Genomic DNA, 16,161 nt, shown 5'->3' with positions numbered 1-16,161 from the left:
AAAAATGACAAGCTTACGTCAAACGCATTAAGCCTCAGGAGCTTCTTTAGCTTCTTCAACTTTAGCTTGTGCATTTGCTTGTGATTGAGCATATTCTTTACCAGCAAGAATCGCATCAGCCATAGCAGAAGCATACAAAGTAACTGCACGGATCGCATCGTCATTACCCGGAATAACGTAGTCTACGTTGTCTGGGTTAGAGTTTGTATCAACGATACCGATTACAGGAATACCAAGGTTTTTAGCTTCTTTAATTGCAATTGCTTCGTGATCAACGTCGATTACGAATAATGCGTCAGGTAAACCACCCATGTTCTTAACGCCGCCTAAAGCGCGTTCAAGTTTTTCCATCTCACGAGTACGCTCTAAAGCTTCACGTTTAGTAAGCTTAGCGAAAGTACCATCTTGAGATTGAGTTTGAAGGTCTTTAAGACGGTTGATAGATTGGCGAAGTGTTTTCCAGTTCGTCAACATACCACCTAACCAACGGTGATCAACATATGGTTGACCAGCACGTTGTGCTTGTTCACGGATGATGTTAGAAGCAGCACGTTTCGTACCAACAAACAATACTTTATTCTTTTTGCTAGCAAGGTTGTTAACAAAGTTCAAAGCATCATTTAACGCAGGAACAGTGTGCTCAAGGTTGATGATGTGAATTTTGTTACGCGCACCAAAGATGTATTGACGCATCTTTGGGTTCCAGAAACGTGTTTGGTGACCGAAGTGTGCGCCTGCTTGAAGAAGGTCGCGCATGCTTACGTTGTAATCTGCCATTTTCTTTACCTTAAAGTTTGGGTTAGGCCTCCATATATCCGCATCCTCCACCCTAACGGGCACCCAGAGAAATGTGTCGATATATGTGCGGATTTTATTGCCCCATCGCACAAAGCCCGTGAAGTTTATTCACGAAAAAGCATTTGATAAAATGGGCGGCTATTTATACCATAGTCACACACAAATTTCCAAAAGTTTTTAGAGATCATGAACAGTACTTACGAAGCACCCCGTCGACTCATCAAAAGCGCTGAAGACATCGAAAAGATGCGTGTGGCTGGACGACTGGCGGCTGAAGTCTTGGATATGATCAAGCCACATATTAAACCAGGTGTGACTACACTTGAGTTAGATACGATTTGTCACGATTATATTGTCAATAAACAAGACGCGATTCCAGCATGTTTAGGTTACGGTGCAGCACCAGGTCGCCCTGCTTTCCAACATGTGATTTGTACTTCTGTAAACCATGTGGTCTGTCACGGCATTCCTTCAGATGCAAAAGTGTTGAAAAAAGGCGATATTTTAAATATTGATGTGACGGTCATTAAAGATGGTTTCCACGGCGATACCAACATGATGTACATCGTGGGTGGCGAAACTTCTATTCTCGCGAATCGTTTATGTAAAGTGGCACAAGAAGCAATGTACCGTGGAATAGCAACAGTGAAGCCGGGTTCAACCATTGGCGACATTGGTCACGCCATTCAACAATATGTCGAATCGGAACGTTTTGGTGTCGTGCGTGAATACTGTGGTCACGGTATTGGGACTGTGTTCCATGACGAACCTCAAGTCTTACACTATGGTCAACCAAACTCAGGCATGATTTTAGAAGAAGGCATGACCTTTACCATTGAACCAATGGTCAATGGTGGTGATTGGAAAACTAAATTACTGGGGGATAAATGGACGGTAGTGACCAAAGACCATAGTTTGTCTGCACAGTATGAACATACATTGTTGGTCACTAAAAACGGGGTTGAAGTGTTAACTGCACGTCCTGAAGAAGATTTATCACGCTTTCAGTCTTAATTGCTGTCATTGGCATGAAATATGATGCCATCTGTCAAAAAGACCACCTTCAGGTGGTCTTTTTTATGACTAAGCAAATATTGAATTTTAAATTTATTTTTATTTTACATATACATAGAATCAAAAAACACTCAACAGTAGCTTTCTATTACATTCATTCACCTGTAACAAAGATTGCAAGCTAGTAACACGATCACACAAAACGGGTTTTGACATTCACAAATGTCAAAAACACATGTCCTTCAAAAACAACAGCTTTATCGTAGCAGCAACCTTAATAATACGCTCTATAAAAACGAATAGCTAATTTGGACATGGAGTCCCAGAATGAAAAAAATATTGCTTTGTGTAGCAACGTCTATTGCTGCTTTACCTATGCTTGCACATGCAGATTCACCTTATTTTAGTCTACAAGATGGTGATGGCTTTAAACGCTTCTCTGTATCGGTCGGTGCTTTGCACGTTATGCCACAAGGTAAAGCTCAACCTTTCCGAGTTAACACATCGGTTAAAGAAAGCGAAACTGCAAAAGTTGGAGATATCAAAGCACAAACGGTGCTCGACAATATCAAGCCAGGAAGTAGCGTCAATCCTCTCTTAAAGGCTACTCTTGATGGGCTAGCTTTAATTAATGCTGATGTCCCCTCAGCACTAAGTGGGACTGCTGAAATACGTGGCCTCAGTCAATGGGACAACCCAGGCACAGGTTTAGAAGCCGATGATGTCACCACATTGGGCATCATGACCAATTACTTTTTTACCGACAATATTTCTTTTGAAATGAAAGCAGGGATTCCACCTAAAGTCGATTTACAAGGCAAAGGAAAAATTTATGCGCCTTTTTCAGCAACTGCAACACCTATGGGCGGAGCTTTAGGAAATTTAGAACTTGAAAATGATATTTTCATTACCGATTTGGAAGCACACGGCCCTGCGGCATCTGCACGTGCGTGGACACCTGCTTTCGAGTTCCAATATCACTTTGGTAAAACAGGTGTGAATAAATTCCGCCCCTATGTCGGTGTGGGAATGATGTATGCCTACTTTAATGAGCTGGAAATTAACCCACAAACTGAAAAAGACTTGATTGCAGCAGGTCATATGATTGCCAATATTAAAGAAGGAAATGCTGGCGCATCACTTGAAGGGAAAAAAAGTTCAGCCAATCCCAAAGTTAAGCTAGAAGCAACTGATGCCTTCGCGCCTATTGCAACCGTCGGTTTCACCTATGACTTTAATGATAAATGGTTTGCTGTCGGTTCCGTGTCCTATGCTCATCTTAAAAATGAAACCACGATTACCGTCAAAGATGCTACGCACGGTGAACTGATTAAATCCACAGCCGATATTGAAATTAACCCTATTCTAGCGTATGCAGGTGTCGGCTACCGGTTCTAAGCCTTAAAAGAACTACAAAAAAGACGACACCAAGTCGTCTTTTTTCATGAATATTCATTGTTTTTATTGATCAAATAGTCAATTTTTTATCATCGCTTTCAGCAAATAATTCACTTAATATAGCGAACTCTAAGCTCATTTTTTGGTTGAAATATGTCAGAAACTCATTTTTCCAAACCGCTGATTTACATGCTCATTGGAAGTGCAATAATTCTGGCATTATCACTGGGTGTCCGACATGGCTTTGGACTCTACCTTGTGCCTATGAGTGATGAGTTTGGCTGGGGACATAATGTTTTTAGTCTAGCGATTGCGATGCAAAACCTGATTTGGGGCGCTGCGCAGCCCTTTACAGGCGCATTAGCAGATAAATATGGCTCTAAAATCGTGGTTGCCGTCGGTGGTGTGTTGTATACCATCGGTTTGCTGCTCATGGCAGTCAGCTCTACGGGTTGGTTACTCAACTTAAGTGTCGGTCTTATTTTGGGCCTAGCATTATCTGCGACCTCTTTTTCTGTATTGTTATCCGCGGTGGGTCGTGCTGCACCGCCTGAAAAACGTAGCCTTGCTATGGGCATTGCCAGTGCAGCGGGTTCTTTTGGGCAGTTCATTATGCTGCCGTCAACCTTACTGCTGTTACAAAACTTTGGCTGGTCTGCGGCGTTGGTCGTTAGTGCACTTTTAATTGCGATGATTATTCCACTGGCTTGGATGCTCAAAGCTCCCGCCTTTGTTGTACCGAATGCGTCAACCAATCAAGTTCAGCTCAGTTTTAAAGATATTTTAGTCATTGCGAAAAACCATAAACCATTTTGGTTCCTATCACTTGGTTTTTTGGTCTGTGGCTTCCAAGTGGTCTTTATAGGTATCCATTTACCTGGCTATTTGATTGACCATGGTTTTAATGCAACTACAGGAACTGTTTTCTTAGCGCTGGTCGGTTTATTTAATATCGTTGGCACCTACACTGCGGGCTGGCTAGGTGGGAAGTATTCTAAACCAAAGTTACTGATGGGCTTATATGGACTCAGAGGCATTGCCATTATTGCCTTTTTGATGCTCCCACTCAGCACAGTCACCATCTATAGCTTTGGTGTAGTGATGGGTTTATTATGGTTATCTACAGTGCCTTTGACCAACGGTATTGTGGCCAATATGTTTGGTATTAAATATCTGAGCATGCTGAGCGGCATCGTGTTCTTTACTCATCAAGTCGGTTCATTTTTCGGTGGATGGCTGGGTGGTGTGAACCATGACGTGACAGGTAATTATGACTTGATTTGGCTGTTCTCTATTATTCTGAGTGTTTTTGGCGTACTGGTACATTTCTTTGTCGATGAAAAGGCAGTTGTCCATGACTAATTCATTTTTATGGCTCAAATGCGGTATCGGCATTAGTATTATTGCTTTGTTTGCTCTGGCGATTAGCCTTTGGCTGAATACGCCTGACCTGTTTGAGTATTTTAATCAGGCATTTTGCGCACATTAAATCTGCATATTTTGAGCTCAATATTTCATTATAAAAGAAAAACAATATAATCATCAGCTTAGTATTTTTTAATTTTTTTCATAAGTTTAGAACTTCTTTTAATTTTAAGATTACACATATTTTGATTACATTTTCTCTAGACCGCATATCTAGAGAAAATAATCAAAATGACCGCATTAACTCAACTTTCACAAGCGATTCATGATGCCCCGCGTTGGCATCAACCTGAACAATTTCAAGATCCAGAAGAAATACAAATTATCCCACTGGCGGAAGAAGCCTTAGGTGCTGTGGTTTTTGGTTTAGATGCCCGTAAAGCCCAAGCAGGAGAAACCATTTATCGCTTAAAACAAACTTTGGCTGAACATCTAATTTTAATTTTTAAAAACCAAACTTTGGATGATCTGCAATATTTAGCCTTTGCCAGCTATTTTGGTTCTATCTTCCGCCCAAGTGCAGACAATCCAGTGCTGGCTAGTCAGTCTGACACTGGTGTTCCACCCGATGTGGTTCCTGTTTCCAATGCAGTCGGTCAAGGCGACTACACTGGTCATGGCGAACTTACCCCACATGCCGATCACCAGTGGACACCTCTTCCCTCTTTTGGCTCTCTGCTCTATGCTCTTGAGCTTCCTCAAGACGGTGGACAAACCTCTTGGTTCAATACCATCAAAGCCTATGATGCGCTTCCCGATGCCGTCAAAAAGCAGATCGAACAGCTACAGCTGATTACTTATAACCCCTTCATCCGTGCACAAAGTAATACAGGCAATACGGGTTATGGAGACAGCCCTTATTATCGCTTTAAAGATCAACCTATTTTAGGTCATGCCTATCCGCATCCCTTAGTCCGCACACATCCAGAATCTGGGCGCAAAGCACTTTGGCTCAATACCCGTTCGGAAGTTGAATTGCTCAATGTCGATGATAGCGAAGGCAGTGAACTGATTGCTGCACTTCGTACGCACATCATCAAACCTGAGTTTCGTTATGAACATCACTGGGAAACTGGAGATATTGTATTTTGGGATAATCAGGTGACACTACATTCACGTCGTCCCTTTCCTGTCGATCAACGTCGCTTACTCAAACGTATTAGTCTTGCAGGTGGGCGTCCGTACTAGGCGATAAATACAATGAATAATTCATTGGCATGACACCAAAATGTCACGATTGTTTTAGATAATCTGTTAAAAAACCAATAAAAAAGCCTATCAAATAATGTACGAATGATCAGTAAATGCATTTCAATAGAATGCACTTACTGTAGGACTATTCTCAACGGAGTCTTACTGTTTTAAATCGAATTTTTGGAGTTCTTTCTGTTCTTTTGTTTAGCAAAAAGAAAATGCCAGTCAGTTTCTTAACTGACTGGCATTACAACTTTTAAGTTGGCTTTTCTGACTCTATGGCTTAAGCATTGCGTTTCGCAAAGTCATCCATAAAATTCACTAGCGCTTGAACGCCTTCTAGTGGAACCGCATTATAAATACTTGCGCGCATCCCACCAACTGAGCGGTGACCTGCAAGGTTCAACAAATGGTTTTCTTCAGCTTCTTTGAGGAAGAGTTTTTCTAAATCAGGATTCGCTAAAGTAAACGGCACATTCATAATTGAACGGTTTTGCACAGCAATTGGGTTTGCATAAAAATCGCTTGCATCGATATAGCCATAAAGCAGTTTCGCCTTTTCAAGGTTCACTTTATGAATCGCCTCAACACCACCTTGTTCAAGCAACCATTCAAACACTAAACCTGATAAGTACCAAGCATAGGTCGACGGTGTATTGACCATCGAATCATTCTTCGCTTGTGAAGCGTATTTCAAGATGCTTGGAATTTCAGGTTTGGCTTGATCTAGCAGATCTTCACGAACAATAACCAAGGTTAAACCCGCTGGACCAATATTCTTTTGCGCGCCTGCATAGATGATACCAAATTTAGTCACATCAACAGGTGCAGACAAAATACTTGAAGACAGGTCTGCAACCAATGGTGCATTGGTTTCTGGAATAGCCGCAAACTGAAGACCACCAATCGTTTCATTATCGACATAATGCACATAAGCCGCATCTTGAGATAAGTTCCAAGTGCTTGAGTCTGCAATGGCAAGTTTTCCATCAATTTGCGTACCCGCTTCAATGACGTTGATATCGCCATAGCGCTGCGCTTCTTTCAGTGCTTTCTCAGACCAAATTCCAGTATGGATATAGTCCGCTTTGCTGTTTTTACCCAACAAATTTAAAGGAATCGCGGAGAACTGAAGTGAAGCACCACCTTGAAGGAACAAGACTTTATAGTTCTCTGGAATGTTCATGAGTTTACGTAAATCTGCTTCTGCTTTTTCAGCCACAGCAACATAGTCTTTACTACGGTGACTCATTTCCATGATGGAAAGACCCTTGCCTTGCCAATCAAGCATTTCAGCTTGTGCTTTTTCTAAAACGGCAGTAGGTAATGCAGCAGGACCAGCACAGAAGTTGTACGCGCGCATGATTTTTCCTTTCAAAGTGAAACACAATAAAATGATGGCATTTAACCACAGATAGCCAGTGCTTGCAGTAAATTCAACTGAAAATATTTCAATGTAATCTCACCTTTACAGTCAAAAACTCAATCAAGATCAACGATCCAGTTTGAACTCAGCACTCCTCAATCAATTACAGCAGCGCTTTCCGATTCACCAAAGCTCAAACGAAAGCATTTCCTTTGCTTAAAAATGTCGCTAATCTATTGATATACATTTGCAAATTAAACAATTCAGTAACTGAGTCAGCATTCAGAACAGTTAGATTATGCGTATAATGTGCAAAAACATAGAAAAGAGTCGTGCTCATGCCACAAAGACTATTCAACATGCTTAATACACCAGCCAACAAATTCTTATTGCGTACATCACTGCCATCAATCTTGTCATTAAGCATGTTCGGTCTCAGTCTCGGAATCAGCTCGACAACTTTTGCTGCATCCATCAGCTATCAACAAGCTGAGCAAAGTGTGTTACAAGACTCGTTTAGCACACAGGCCACCCAAGCCTTACAACAAGCCTCCAAACTAGAAGCTGAAGCGGTCAAAGGTTTGGGGCTACCCCGTATCGATCTGAACGTACGTGCTTATGCTTTTCATAATGAGCTCGATGTACCTCTTGGTGCACTCAAAAATAATTTAGAACAAACACTGACTGATGGCGTAGCCACGAAAATTGATGAGTGGCAAAACACCTATCCAAATGTGGGCGATTTAAGTGGTTTAGAGCAAGGTATTGATCAAACCATTCACAAAGGTGTCGGGCTTATTCCGAATAGCTCGCAAATTACCTTAGAAGATCAAGTCATACGCCCGACCATTTCTGCAATGATGCCGCTTTATACAGGTGGGTTAACCTCAAGTGCAAAACAAGTCGCCAATATCAAAGCAAAACGTAGCGAACTCAGTACAAAACAACAGCAAGACCTACAACGCTTTGAGCTGATTCAAGCCTATTTCAATGTTCAACTGCAAAAACAGTTACTCGCGTCTAGCGAATATAATTGGCATGCAATGCAAAAACACTATGACAATGCACTTAAACTCGAACAACAGGGCTTTATTAGTAAAGGCCAGCGCATGCAGTTTGAAGTGGCAAAAAACAATGCACAGCGCAGTGAGCAAGCCAGTCAGGCCAATTTAAAAGCCAGTTTATTTCAACTCAATAATCTTTTGCAAAGCAGCCAAATCACTGAGCTAACCACACCACTCTTTATTAACAGCACCCAAAACCAAGATTTAAATACCCTACTCAAGTCATATGCAGATCAATCGGCTTTAGTACAAAAACTACAAATGGACACTCAATTGGCACAAGCCAATGTCACCGCACAAAACGCCGCCAAGAAACCACATATTTTTGCCTTTGGTGAATACAGTCTAGACGATAAAAATAACTGGATCGTTGGCTTAGCCGCACAGTACAATCTGTTCTCAGGCATTGATAAAAACAAAAATGTCCAAGCAGCAGAGTTACAACGCTACGCTTCTGAACTGATGACAGCACGGACTAAACAAGAAATTGAAAATGTGATTTATAAATCGTATAGCGAAGCCACCACAGCGCAGCAAAGTGATCAGTTATTACAGCAAAATATAAAAGCAGCGCAAGAAAATTTACGTATACAAGAACTGTCCTTTAAAGAAGATATGGGAACAGCGACCCAAGTGATCGATGCACAAAATATGCTCAGCGCTTTAAAAGCAGAAACCGCACTGAATGCCTATAAATATGTCATGTCACTGGCGACGCTTCTACAAAGTCATGGTTCGATCCATCAGTTCCAAACTTATCTTCTGCAACCCAATACGCGATTTATTCGTTAATTCTTTGATGAGAGCCATTTAATGAATCAAGATCAAAACCAATCTGATCCGCAAAAACCTGAAAAACAAGAAGATCAAGTGGTGCCATCAACAGAGGAATTAACCACAAATGATACTCAAGAGCAGGCACAGACTGAGAGCGAACAGACTAAGCCAGCATCAACCAATACAAACACCGAGCAAAAGTCCAAAGCGATCAAGCTGATTGGGGGGCTTGCTCTCATCATTCTATTCATCGTGATTGCTTTTGGACTGTGGAAGGCCTATCAACCGAAAACGGTTGAAATCCAAGGTCGAGTTGAGGCAGAAACGATCCATGTCAGTACCAAAGTGCCCAGTCGAATTGATGAAATTTATGTCCATGACGGACAGAAGATCAGCAAAAACCAAGAACTCGTTCGACTGTATAGCCCTGAAGTCGATGCCAAAAAACAGCAAGCACTGGCCAGCTTACAGGCTGCCTTAGCACTCCAGTCCACCGCTGACCGTGGCTCTCAGGAAGAAAATATTGCGAGTTTATACGCCAACTGGCAAGCACTGAAAGCACAGCAAACTTTGGCACAAACCACCTATCAACGTGGTGCAAACTTGTACCAACAAGGTGTCATCTCACGCCAACGTCGCGATGAAATGTATGCTGCGGCGCAATCAGCTGCTCAAATGACAGAAGCCGCATATCAACAATATGCTCGGGCTGAACGTGGCAGCACTCCACAGCAAAAAAGTTCAGCAGATGCTCAAGTGCAAATTGCAAAAGCAGCTGTTGCTGAAGTCAATGCACTTGAAGCTGAAACCAAACTAATCTCGCCGATTGACGGTACCGTGTCTAAAACCTATGGCAAACCCTCTGAATTGGTAGCGATGGGTGTGCCGATTGTCAGTATTATTCAAGATCGCGAGCTTTGGGTATCACTGAATATTCGTGAAGACCAATACGCCAACATCTATCAGGCAAAACAAATTGAAGGCTTTATTCCAGCCTTAAACCTGAATACAAACTTTAATATTAAGAATATTGATGCCGAAGGCGAATTTGCCACTATTAAGACTACACGCCAAACAGGAGGCTATGACATTCGTAGCTTTAAAGTTCATTTGACGCCTACGCAAGCCATTCCAGACCTAAAAGTTGGCATGAGTGTGTTGTTTAAAGTCAAAGAGAGCAAATAATGCTAAGCGGGCTACTGCGGGAACTGAACTATTTACTGAAGCATAAGTGGGATCTATGTTTAGTCACGCTTGCCCCACTGTTTATTATCGTACTGTTTTCCAGCATGTTTGCCCAAGGTAAACCTGAACATTTGCCTATTGCGATTATTGATCAGGACCAAAGCGAGCTCAGCCAAAACATACAGCGCTACTTGAGACTCAACCATACTTTAGATGTCGCCATCGTCAGTGATCAAAATACCGAAGTTGAAAAGCTACTGAACCAAACCAAAGTTTGGGGTTACGTCAGTATTCCCAATGGCGCCGAACAACGTTTTGTTCAAGCTAAAGATGCTGAAATCAGCATCGCCTATAACCAAAGTTACTTTAGTGTGGGGAACACCATTTCATCAGCCATGTTACTCAGCACAGTTGAAGCCATGGCAGACTATGCTGGTGAAAGCTATTTAGAAAATACGATCCCTTATTTAGATGTACCTACACCACACGTTAAAATTTCGACCTTATACAACCCAAATTTGAGTTATGAGTTCTATTTAGAACCCTTTATGATTCCTGCGATTTTGCATTTACTACTCTGCTGCTGTGTCGCATTTTCAGTCGGTCAAGAATTTAAGTTTCATACAGCGCAAAATTGGCTAAACAAGCAATCTGCTTTTAAAGCCATCCTCACGAAAAACCTGACCTATGTACTTATTTTTAGCTTATGGACATGGGCGTGGATGTTTTGGCTGATTGAGATTCGCGGTTGGTTTGTTGCAGGTCAGCTTTGGTTGATCATGTTGGCACAGCTTTTATTTTATAGTGCCTATGCCTTGATCAGTAGCACCATTGTTTTAGCCACCAATAATTTATCCAAAACCTTTGGTTTAATTGCTGTGTACGGCGGCTCATCACTCAGTTTTGCAGGAGTGACCCTCCCCTTAAATAACGCACCACTGTTTACCAAATTTTGGGCCAATATTATCCCTTACACACCTTATGCCAAACTACAAACCGAACAATGGGTCATTGGTAGCCCAATCAGTTCAGCGCTATTGCCTTTACTCATACTTATCCTCTATGTGGTCTTTTACGCTTTGACCTCTATCCTGCTCCTCAAAAAACGAATCAAAGGAGCAGTGTCATGAAGTCATTTTTGCACTATTACATCAAGACATTTAAAGACATTATCGCCAATCAGTCGATTTTAACCACGCTCATCCTCTCGGTGATTTTCTATAGTGTTTTCTATCCGACTGCCTACAAAGCACAGCAAGCAGAAGCTTTGCCGATTGTAATTGTGGATGAAGAACAAAGTATCGTGACCAATAACATCATTCAGCACGTTGCGCTCAGTCCAAATGTTGAAGTGAAAGCTGTGACGGGCAATTTCCTCGATGCTGAAAATATGATTAAACAACAGCAAGCCGATGGTATTTTGCTCTTACCCGAAAATCTTTCCAATAGTCTTCGGCATGGCGAAGTCGGTGGGATTGGGCTCTATCTCAGCGCGGCAAACTTCTTAAAAACCAAGCAAATTGGACTAGGTCTCGCTACCTCAATTGAAAATACTGTACGCGAGCACGTGGAAAAATTTGGCAATATTTCGCACTTTTCACCAGCCATTTCCATTCATCAAACGCCGCTTTTTAACACCATGTCGGGTTATGGCAGTTATATTTTCCCCGCCATTGCTCCGCTGATTATTCATCAAACCATCGTGCTCGGTTTAGGGATGTTATTGGCCAGATACCGCGAACAGAAATGGCGACCAACGACGATAGAATTTTTTGCGATTTTTTGCGCCATCCTGACCATTGGTATGCTCGGTTGTTTATATTTATTTGGCTTTATTTATTGGTTAAATGACTACCCACATGGGGGAAATTTTAGTGGTATGTTACTGGCCGTGCCGATTTTTATAGGCTGTATCGTGGCTTTAGGCATGTTGATTTCAACATTTTTCGATATGCCTGAACGTGCAGGACATGTCATTGTATTTACCTCTATTCCGCTATTTCTACTTTCAGGAACAGCATGGCCACACGCCGCAATGCCCGCTTGGATGCAATACTTGGGTAATGTTTTGCCATCGACCCAAGGGATTCAAATGTTTATTCAACTGAACCAAATGGGTGTACCAACTGCACTTATTCTGCCGAAACTACTGTATCTCTTTGTGTTTGGTATAGCGTGCGCAGCATTTGCTTATTGGCGTCTCAAGCGTCGCTAAATTTTAGAACGTATTGATAGCAATCCTACCCATTTAATCCGTTGAAGCCCCATAAAGTTTGACATCAAAGCTACGAATTTTTGTGCTTCCGCCGGCTTTGTCAAAACCAACATCGTATTGAACTAGGTTTTTATTGCTATAAGCATACTCATAGGTAACTGCATACAAACTTGGTTTTTCCGTCGACTTTTCAATGTGTTTTGATACAATTTTTTGAGTCGTTATGGCTTGTTTAGGAATCGATTTTGCAAATTTTCGCATGTCTTTTTCATGAGTTTTAAATTCACGCTGTAACTCTGGCTCAAAATAAGTATAGAGCTGCGGAAAATCACCCTGAGTAAAGGCTTGATAAGCTTGCTGAGCTACTTTCTCTTGAGCAGGACTCGGATTTGGGATCGAATCCAATGCCTGTTGTCCCAATTTATCACACGCTGTTAAAGCCAACGCACAACTCAAAACCAGTAATTTTGCTTTCATAAAATATTATCCACCACTAGGTCATCGCCAATATGAAAAAGGACGCCGAAGCGCCCTTTTCTTTTTCATTCAGTTAGTCTTCGTTCGATGTATTGGTATCTGTTGTATTTTCAGATGCATCTACATTTACTTCGTCAACCACAGTTTCTTCAGTTGTTTCAATAGAAGCATCTAAAATATCATCTTCGACTTCAACTGCTTCAACAGCAACAACACCGACCAAGATTTCTTCATTACCTAAACGAATCAGACGTACACCTTGTGCATTACGACCCGTTCTAGCAACTTCAGAAGCACGAGTACGAACTAAAGTACCGCCATCAGAAATCAACATCAACTCTTTAGATTCATCAATTGCAACCGCACCGACCAACTCACCGTTACGTTCAGATGTTTTGATGGCAATAACACCTTTACCACCACGTTTCTTGGTTGGGAAGTCATCAACAGGCGTACGTTTCCCATAACCATTTGCAGAAGCACACAGTACTTCGCCAGTTTCAGGTACAACAACCAATGAAACAATACGGCTCGCCACATTTAAATCAGAAGATTCTTCATCATCTGAATCTGTGTCGGTTTCAACATCATCTTCGGCCTGGGCTGCAGCCAAAGTGACGCGCATACCACGTACCCCTTTTGCAGTACGTCCCATCACACGTGCATCAGTTTCAGAGAAGCGAATTGCTTTACCTTCATTTGAGAACAACATGATTTGCTGTTCGCCATCGGTGATTGCAACACCAATCAAGGTATCTTCTTCTTTCAGCTCAATTGCACGTAAGCCATTTGAACGAACATTACTAAATTGCTCTAATTCAACACGCTTGACTGTACCAGATGCTGTTGCCATAAATACAAAGAAATTCTTACGCATTTTCTCTGCAAGATCAGCAAATTCAACAACCGTTTCATTGTCTAAATCAGTTGTTGAAAGCTCAACACCCAACTCTTTCAATTGCTTACGTAATGCATCAGAAAGTTCATCAGCATCTTCAGCCAACTCATCGAATGAAGCTTTTAATGCTTCATAATGCGCGTCGATAATACTATTTTCACGTAATGTCGCGACATTGCTACGCACAAAGTTTTTAAACTCAGCTAAGCGTTCTTTAAATTTCTTCGGTGCATCAATCACAGGAAGAATTGCTGTGATCGTCTCATCGGCATCTAACGGTAACAAGTTCACCATTGGGCGACCTTTTGAACCGCGCGACGCTTGAGGCACTTCAAACACTCTCAGGCGATAGACTTTACCAACATTGGTAAAGCACAGTACTGTAGCATGGTTAGATGTCACAATCAGATGCTGGATGTAATCATCTTCTTTCATCGAGGTCGCAGATTTACCACGGCCACCACGACGCTGCGCAGCATAGTCTGAAAGTGGTTGAGTTTTCGCATAACCTGTTTTTGAAACAGTCAGTACCACTTGCTCTTCAGGAATTAAATCTTCACGAGAGAAGTCAATACGAGACTCAACAATTGCGGTACGACGAGCATCACCGTATTGTTGCAAAATTAAAGCTAATTCTTCTTTAATCACGCCCATCAATAAGTTGAAGTCATTTAAAATAGCTGTGAGTTCAGTAATTTGACCTAAAATCTCAGTATATTCAGCTTGTAACTTGTCTTGTTCAAGACCCGTTAAACGGTGCAAACGAAGTTCAAGAATAGCACCGACTTGCGCAGGCGATAAACGATATATCTGACCATCTAAACCAAACGGACGACTTGGATCTTCACCTTCAATTTCGTCTGGACGTACAGAAACAGAACCTGCTTTTTCAAGCAGTGCAATTACATTCCCAGCTGCCCACTCACCTGCTTGTAAACGCTCACGCGCCTCAGCTGGGTTTGCAGAGGTTTTAATGGTTTCAATGATCGCATCAATATTTGCTAATGCTACCGTCAAACCTTCTAAAATATGGCCGCGCTCACGTGCCTTGCGCAATTCAAACATGGTACGACGCGTCACCACTTCTTGGCGGTGACGAATAAATGCCGCAACAATGTCTTTCAAGTTCATTAACTTTGGCTGGCCGTTGTCTAAGCACACCATGTTAATGCTGAATGAGTTTTCCAACTGTGTATTTTGGAATAAGTTATTCACCACAACTTCAGCGTTTTCACCACGCTTTAAGTCAATGGCAATACGCATCCCGTCTTTGTCAGATTCGTCACGTAGCTCAGAAATACCTTCCAGTTTTTTCTCTTTCACCAACTCAGCGATACGTTCAATCGTTCTTGCTTTGTTGACTTGATATGGAATTTCTGTGAAAACGATCGTGGTACGACCTGTTTTTTGGTCTTCTTCAAAGTGGTATTTACCACGAATATGCAAACGACCTTTACCCGTACGGTAAGCATCAACAATGCCCGCTTTACCGTAAATAATACCACCTGTAGGAAAGTCTGGACCCGAAATATATTCCATCAATCCTTCAATTGAAATATTTGGGTTTTCAGCATAGGCCAAACAAGCGTTCACTACTTCAGTCATGTTGTGCGGCGCCATATTGGTCGCCATACCCACAGCAATACCTGTAGTACCGTTAATCAGTAAGTTAGGAATACGCGTTGGCATCACTTGCGGAATACGTTCAGAGCCGTCGTAGTTGTCTTCCCAATCCACCGTATCTTTTTCAAGATCGGCAAGAATCTCGTGAGTCAACTTACGCATACGAACTTCGGTATAACGCATCGCAGCTGCGCTATCGCCATCGACCGAACCAAAGTTCCCCTGACCATCAACCAATTGATAACGCAAGCTAAAGTCTTGAGCCATACGAACAATGGTTTCATAAACAGCAGAATCACCGTGTGGGTGATATTTACCGATCACATCACCAACCACGCGGGCAGACTTTTTATAAGCTTTGTTGTAGTCATTACCCAATTCGTGCATTGCATAAAGCACACGACGATGAACAGGTTTTAGACCATCTCGAACATCTGGCAAAGCACGAGAAACAATCACGCTCATTGCATAGTCAAGATACGAGTTCTTGAGTTCATCCTCAATCGCAATCGGTCTGATTTCCGATACGCTCATGCATACTCCTTATTCTACAAACGTAAAACCGCTTGCATTTATATGTCGTAAAACTTGCAAAATTATTAGTTCAAAATACTGAACTAAAAACTGAAATATAGCCGCAAATTATAGCATAAACACTCTGATTTTTGTGCCACGTCACCACAGTTAATCTCGTTAATTTTCTTTAATTTAGAGGTTGTTTTTTACA

13 protein-coding genes are annotated in these 16,161 nt (G+C 41.8%); 9 read left to right on the top strand and 4 right to left on the bottom strand.

Annotated elements, in window-relative coordinates; all coding sequences use genetic code 11:
- Positions 1-27: 27 nt before the first annotated feature.
- Positions 28-777 (bottom strand): 30S ribosomal protein S2, encoded by a 750-nt coding sequence (gene rpsB, locus GVX98_RS04250; protein WP_004982536.1) that lies wholly within the window; start codon positions 775-777, stop codon positions 28-30.
- 207 nt (positions 778-984) lie between these two features.
- Between rpsB and map the strand changes: the two genes are divergently transcribed.
- The 5 genes from map (at position 985) to GVX98_RS04230 (ending at position 5,823) form a co-directional block, all read left to right on the top strand.
- Positions 985-1,812 carry a type I methionyl aminopeptidase gene (map, locus tag GVX98_RS04245; protein ID WP_004695821.1) on the top strand — a complete coding sequence of 276 codons (828 nt, stop codon included), beginning with the start codon at positions 985-987 and terminating at the stop codon, positions 1,810-1,812.
- A gap of 327 nt (positions 1,813-2,139) precedes the next feature.
- Positions 2,140-3,210 carry an OmpW family protein gene (locus tag GVX98_RS04240; RefSeq protein WP_159127340.1) on the top strand — a complete coding sequence of 357 codons (1,071 nt, stop codon included), beginning with the start codon at positions 2,140-2,142 and terminating at the stop codon, positions 3,208-3,210.
- Between the two features lie 153 nt (positions 3,211-3,363).
- Positions 3,364-4,572 (top strand): MFS transporter, encoded by a 1,209-nt coding sequence (locus GVX98_RS04235; RefSeq protein ID WP_004982539.1) that lies wholly within the window; start codon positions 3,364-3,366, stop codon positions 4,570-4,572.
- Complete coding sequence (locus GVX98_RS16970) at positions 4,565-4,699, top strand: hypothetical protein (RefSeq protein ID WP_004982541.1); 135 nt, start codon at positions 4,565-4,567, stop codon at positions 4,697-4,699. Before GVX98_RS04235 ends, GVX98_RS16970 begins: the two co-directional genes overlap by 8 nt.
- 167 nt (positions 4,700-4,866) lie before the next feature.
- A complete protein-coding gene (locus GVX98_RS04230; protein WP_159127339.1) occupies positions 4,867-5,823 on the top strand; it encodes a TauD/TfdA family dioxygenase in 957 nt (318 codons plus the stop codon).
- Between the two features lie 289 nt (positions 5,824-6,112).
- Here the strand turns inward: GVX98_RS04230 and serC are convergent, their stop codons facing one another.
- Positions 6,113-7,192 carry a 3-phosphoserine/phosphohydroxythreonine transaminase gene (serC, locus tag GVX98_RS04225; RefSeq protein ID WP_004982544.1) on the bottom strand — a complete coding sequence of 360 codons (1,080 nt, stop codon included), beginning with the start codon at positions 7,190-7,192 and terminating at the stop codon, positions 6,113-6,115.
- A gap of 428 nt (positions 7,193-7,620) precedes the next feature.
- Between serC and GVX98_RS04220 the strand changes: the two genes are divergently transcribed.
- From GVX98_RS04220 to GVX98_RS04205, 4 genes are read left to right on the top strand one after another with little or no spacing between them, the layout of a single operon-like run.
- The gene (locus GVX98_RS04220; RefSeq protein WP_228716287.1) at positions 7,621-9,051 is read left to right on the top strand and encodes a TolC family protein; all 1,431 of its coding nucleotides are present in this window, start codon (positions 7,621-7,623) and stop codon (positions 9,049-9,051) included.
- 21 nt (positions 9,052-9,072) lie between these two features.
- Entirely contained in the window at positions 9,073-10,221 is a 1,149-nt protein-coding gene (locus GVX98_RS04215; RefSeq protein WP_159127337.1) for an HlyD family secretion protein, read from the top strand.
- Positions 10,221-11,351: an ABC transporter permease gene (locus tag GVX98_RS04210; RefSeq protein ID WP_004982550.1), complete on the top strand. Its 1,131-nt coding sequence runs from the start codon at positions 10,221-10,223 to the stop codon at positions 11,349-11,351. The genes GVX98_RS04215 and GVX98_RS04210 overlap by 1 nt, the downstream gene beginning before the upstream one ends.
- Entirely contained in the window at positions 11,348-12,436 is a 1,089-nt protein-coding gene (locus GVX98_RS04205) for an ABC transporter permease (RefSeq protein WP_159127336.1), read from the top strand. The genes GVX98_RS04210 and GVX98_RS04205 overlap by 4 nt, the downstream gene beginning before the upstream one ends.
- 33 nt (positions 12,437-12,469) lie before the next feature.
- On the opposite strand, the gene GVX98_RS04200 is transcribed toward GVX98_RS04205, so the two are convergent.
- Entirely contained in the window at positions 12,470-12,913 is a 444-nt protein-coding gene (locus tag GVX98_RS04200; protein ID WP_159127335.1) for a DUF3887 domain-containing protein, read from the bottom strand.
- 73 nt (positions 12,914-12,986) lie between these two features.
- Positions 12,987-15,968 (bottom strand): DNA gyrase subunit A, encoded by a 2,982-nt coding sequence (gyrA, locus tag GVX98_RS04195; protein WP_159127334.1) that lies wholly within the window; start codon positions 15,966-15,968, stop codon positions 12,987-12,989.
- Between the last annotated feature and the right edge of the window lie 193 nt (positions 15,969-16,161).

It is taken from the genome of Acinetobacter sp. 8I-beige, from assembly GCF_902505955.1.
Taxonomy (GTDB): domain Bacteria; phylum Pseudomonadota; class Gammaproteobacteria; order Pseudomonadales; family Moraxellaceae; genus Acinetobacter; species Acinetobacter johnsonii.
The sequence above is the reverse complement of the archived record's forward strand: the minus strand, read 5'-3'. Positions and strand labels throughout refer to the sequence as shown.

Coding starts and splice junctions, on each gene's coding strand:
- map (WP_004695821.1), top strand. CDS start 985: ATGAACAGTACTTACGAAGCACCCCGTCGACTCATCAAAAGCGCTGAA.
- GVX98_RS04215 (WP_159127337.1), top strand. CDS start 9,073: ATGAATCAAGATCAAAACCAATCTGATCCGCAAAAACCTGAAAAACAA.
- GVX98_RS04240 (WP_159127340.1), top strand. CDS start 2,140: ATGAAAAAAATATTGCTTTGTGTAGCAACGTCTATTGCTGCTTTACCT.
- GVX98_RS04230 (WP_159127339.1), top strand. CDS start 4,867: ATGACCGCATTAACTCAACTTTCACAAGCGATTCATGATGCCCCGCGT.
- GVX98_RS04210 (WP_004982550.1), top strand. CDS start 10,221: ATGCTAAGCGGGCTACTGCGGGAACTGAACTATTTACTGAAGCATAAG.
- GVX98_RS16970 (WP_004982541.1), top strand. CDS start 4,565: ATGACTAATTCATTTTTATGGCTCAAATGCGGTATCGGCATTAGTATT.
- GVX98_RS04220 (WP_228716287.1), top strand. CDS start 7,621: ATGTTCGGTCTCAGTCTCGGAATCAGCTCGACAACTTTTGCTGCATCC.
- GVX98_RS04205 (WP_159127336.1), top strand. CDS start 11,348: ATGAAGTCATTTTTGCACTATTACATCAAGACATTTAAAGACATTATC.
- GVX98_RS04235 (WP_004982539.1), top strand. CDS start 3,364: ATGTCAGAAACTCATTTTTCCAAACCGCTGATTTACATGCTCATTGGA.
- gyrA (WP_159127334.1), bottom strand. CDS start 15,968: ATGAGCGTATCGGAAATCAGACCGATTGCGATTGAGGATGAACTCAAG.
- serC (WP_004982544.1), bottom strand. CDS start 7,192: ATGCGCGCGTACAACTTCTGTGCTGGTCCTGCTGCATTACCTACTGCC.
- rpsB (WP_004982536.1), bottom strand. CDS start 777: ATGGCAGATTACAACGTAAGCATGCGCGACCTTCTTCAAGCAGGCGCA.
- GVX98_RS04200 (WP_159127335.1), bottom strand. CDS start 12,913: ATGAAAGCAAAATTACTGGTTTTGAGTTGTGCGTTGGCTTTAACAGCG.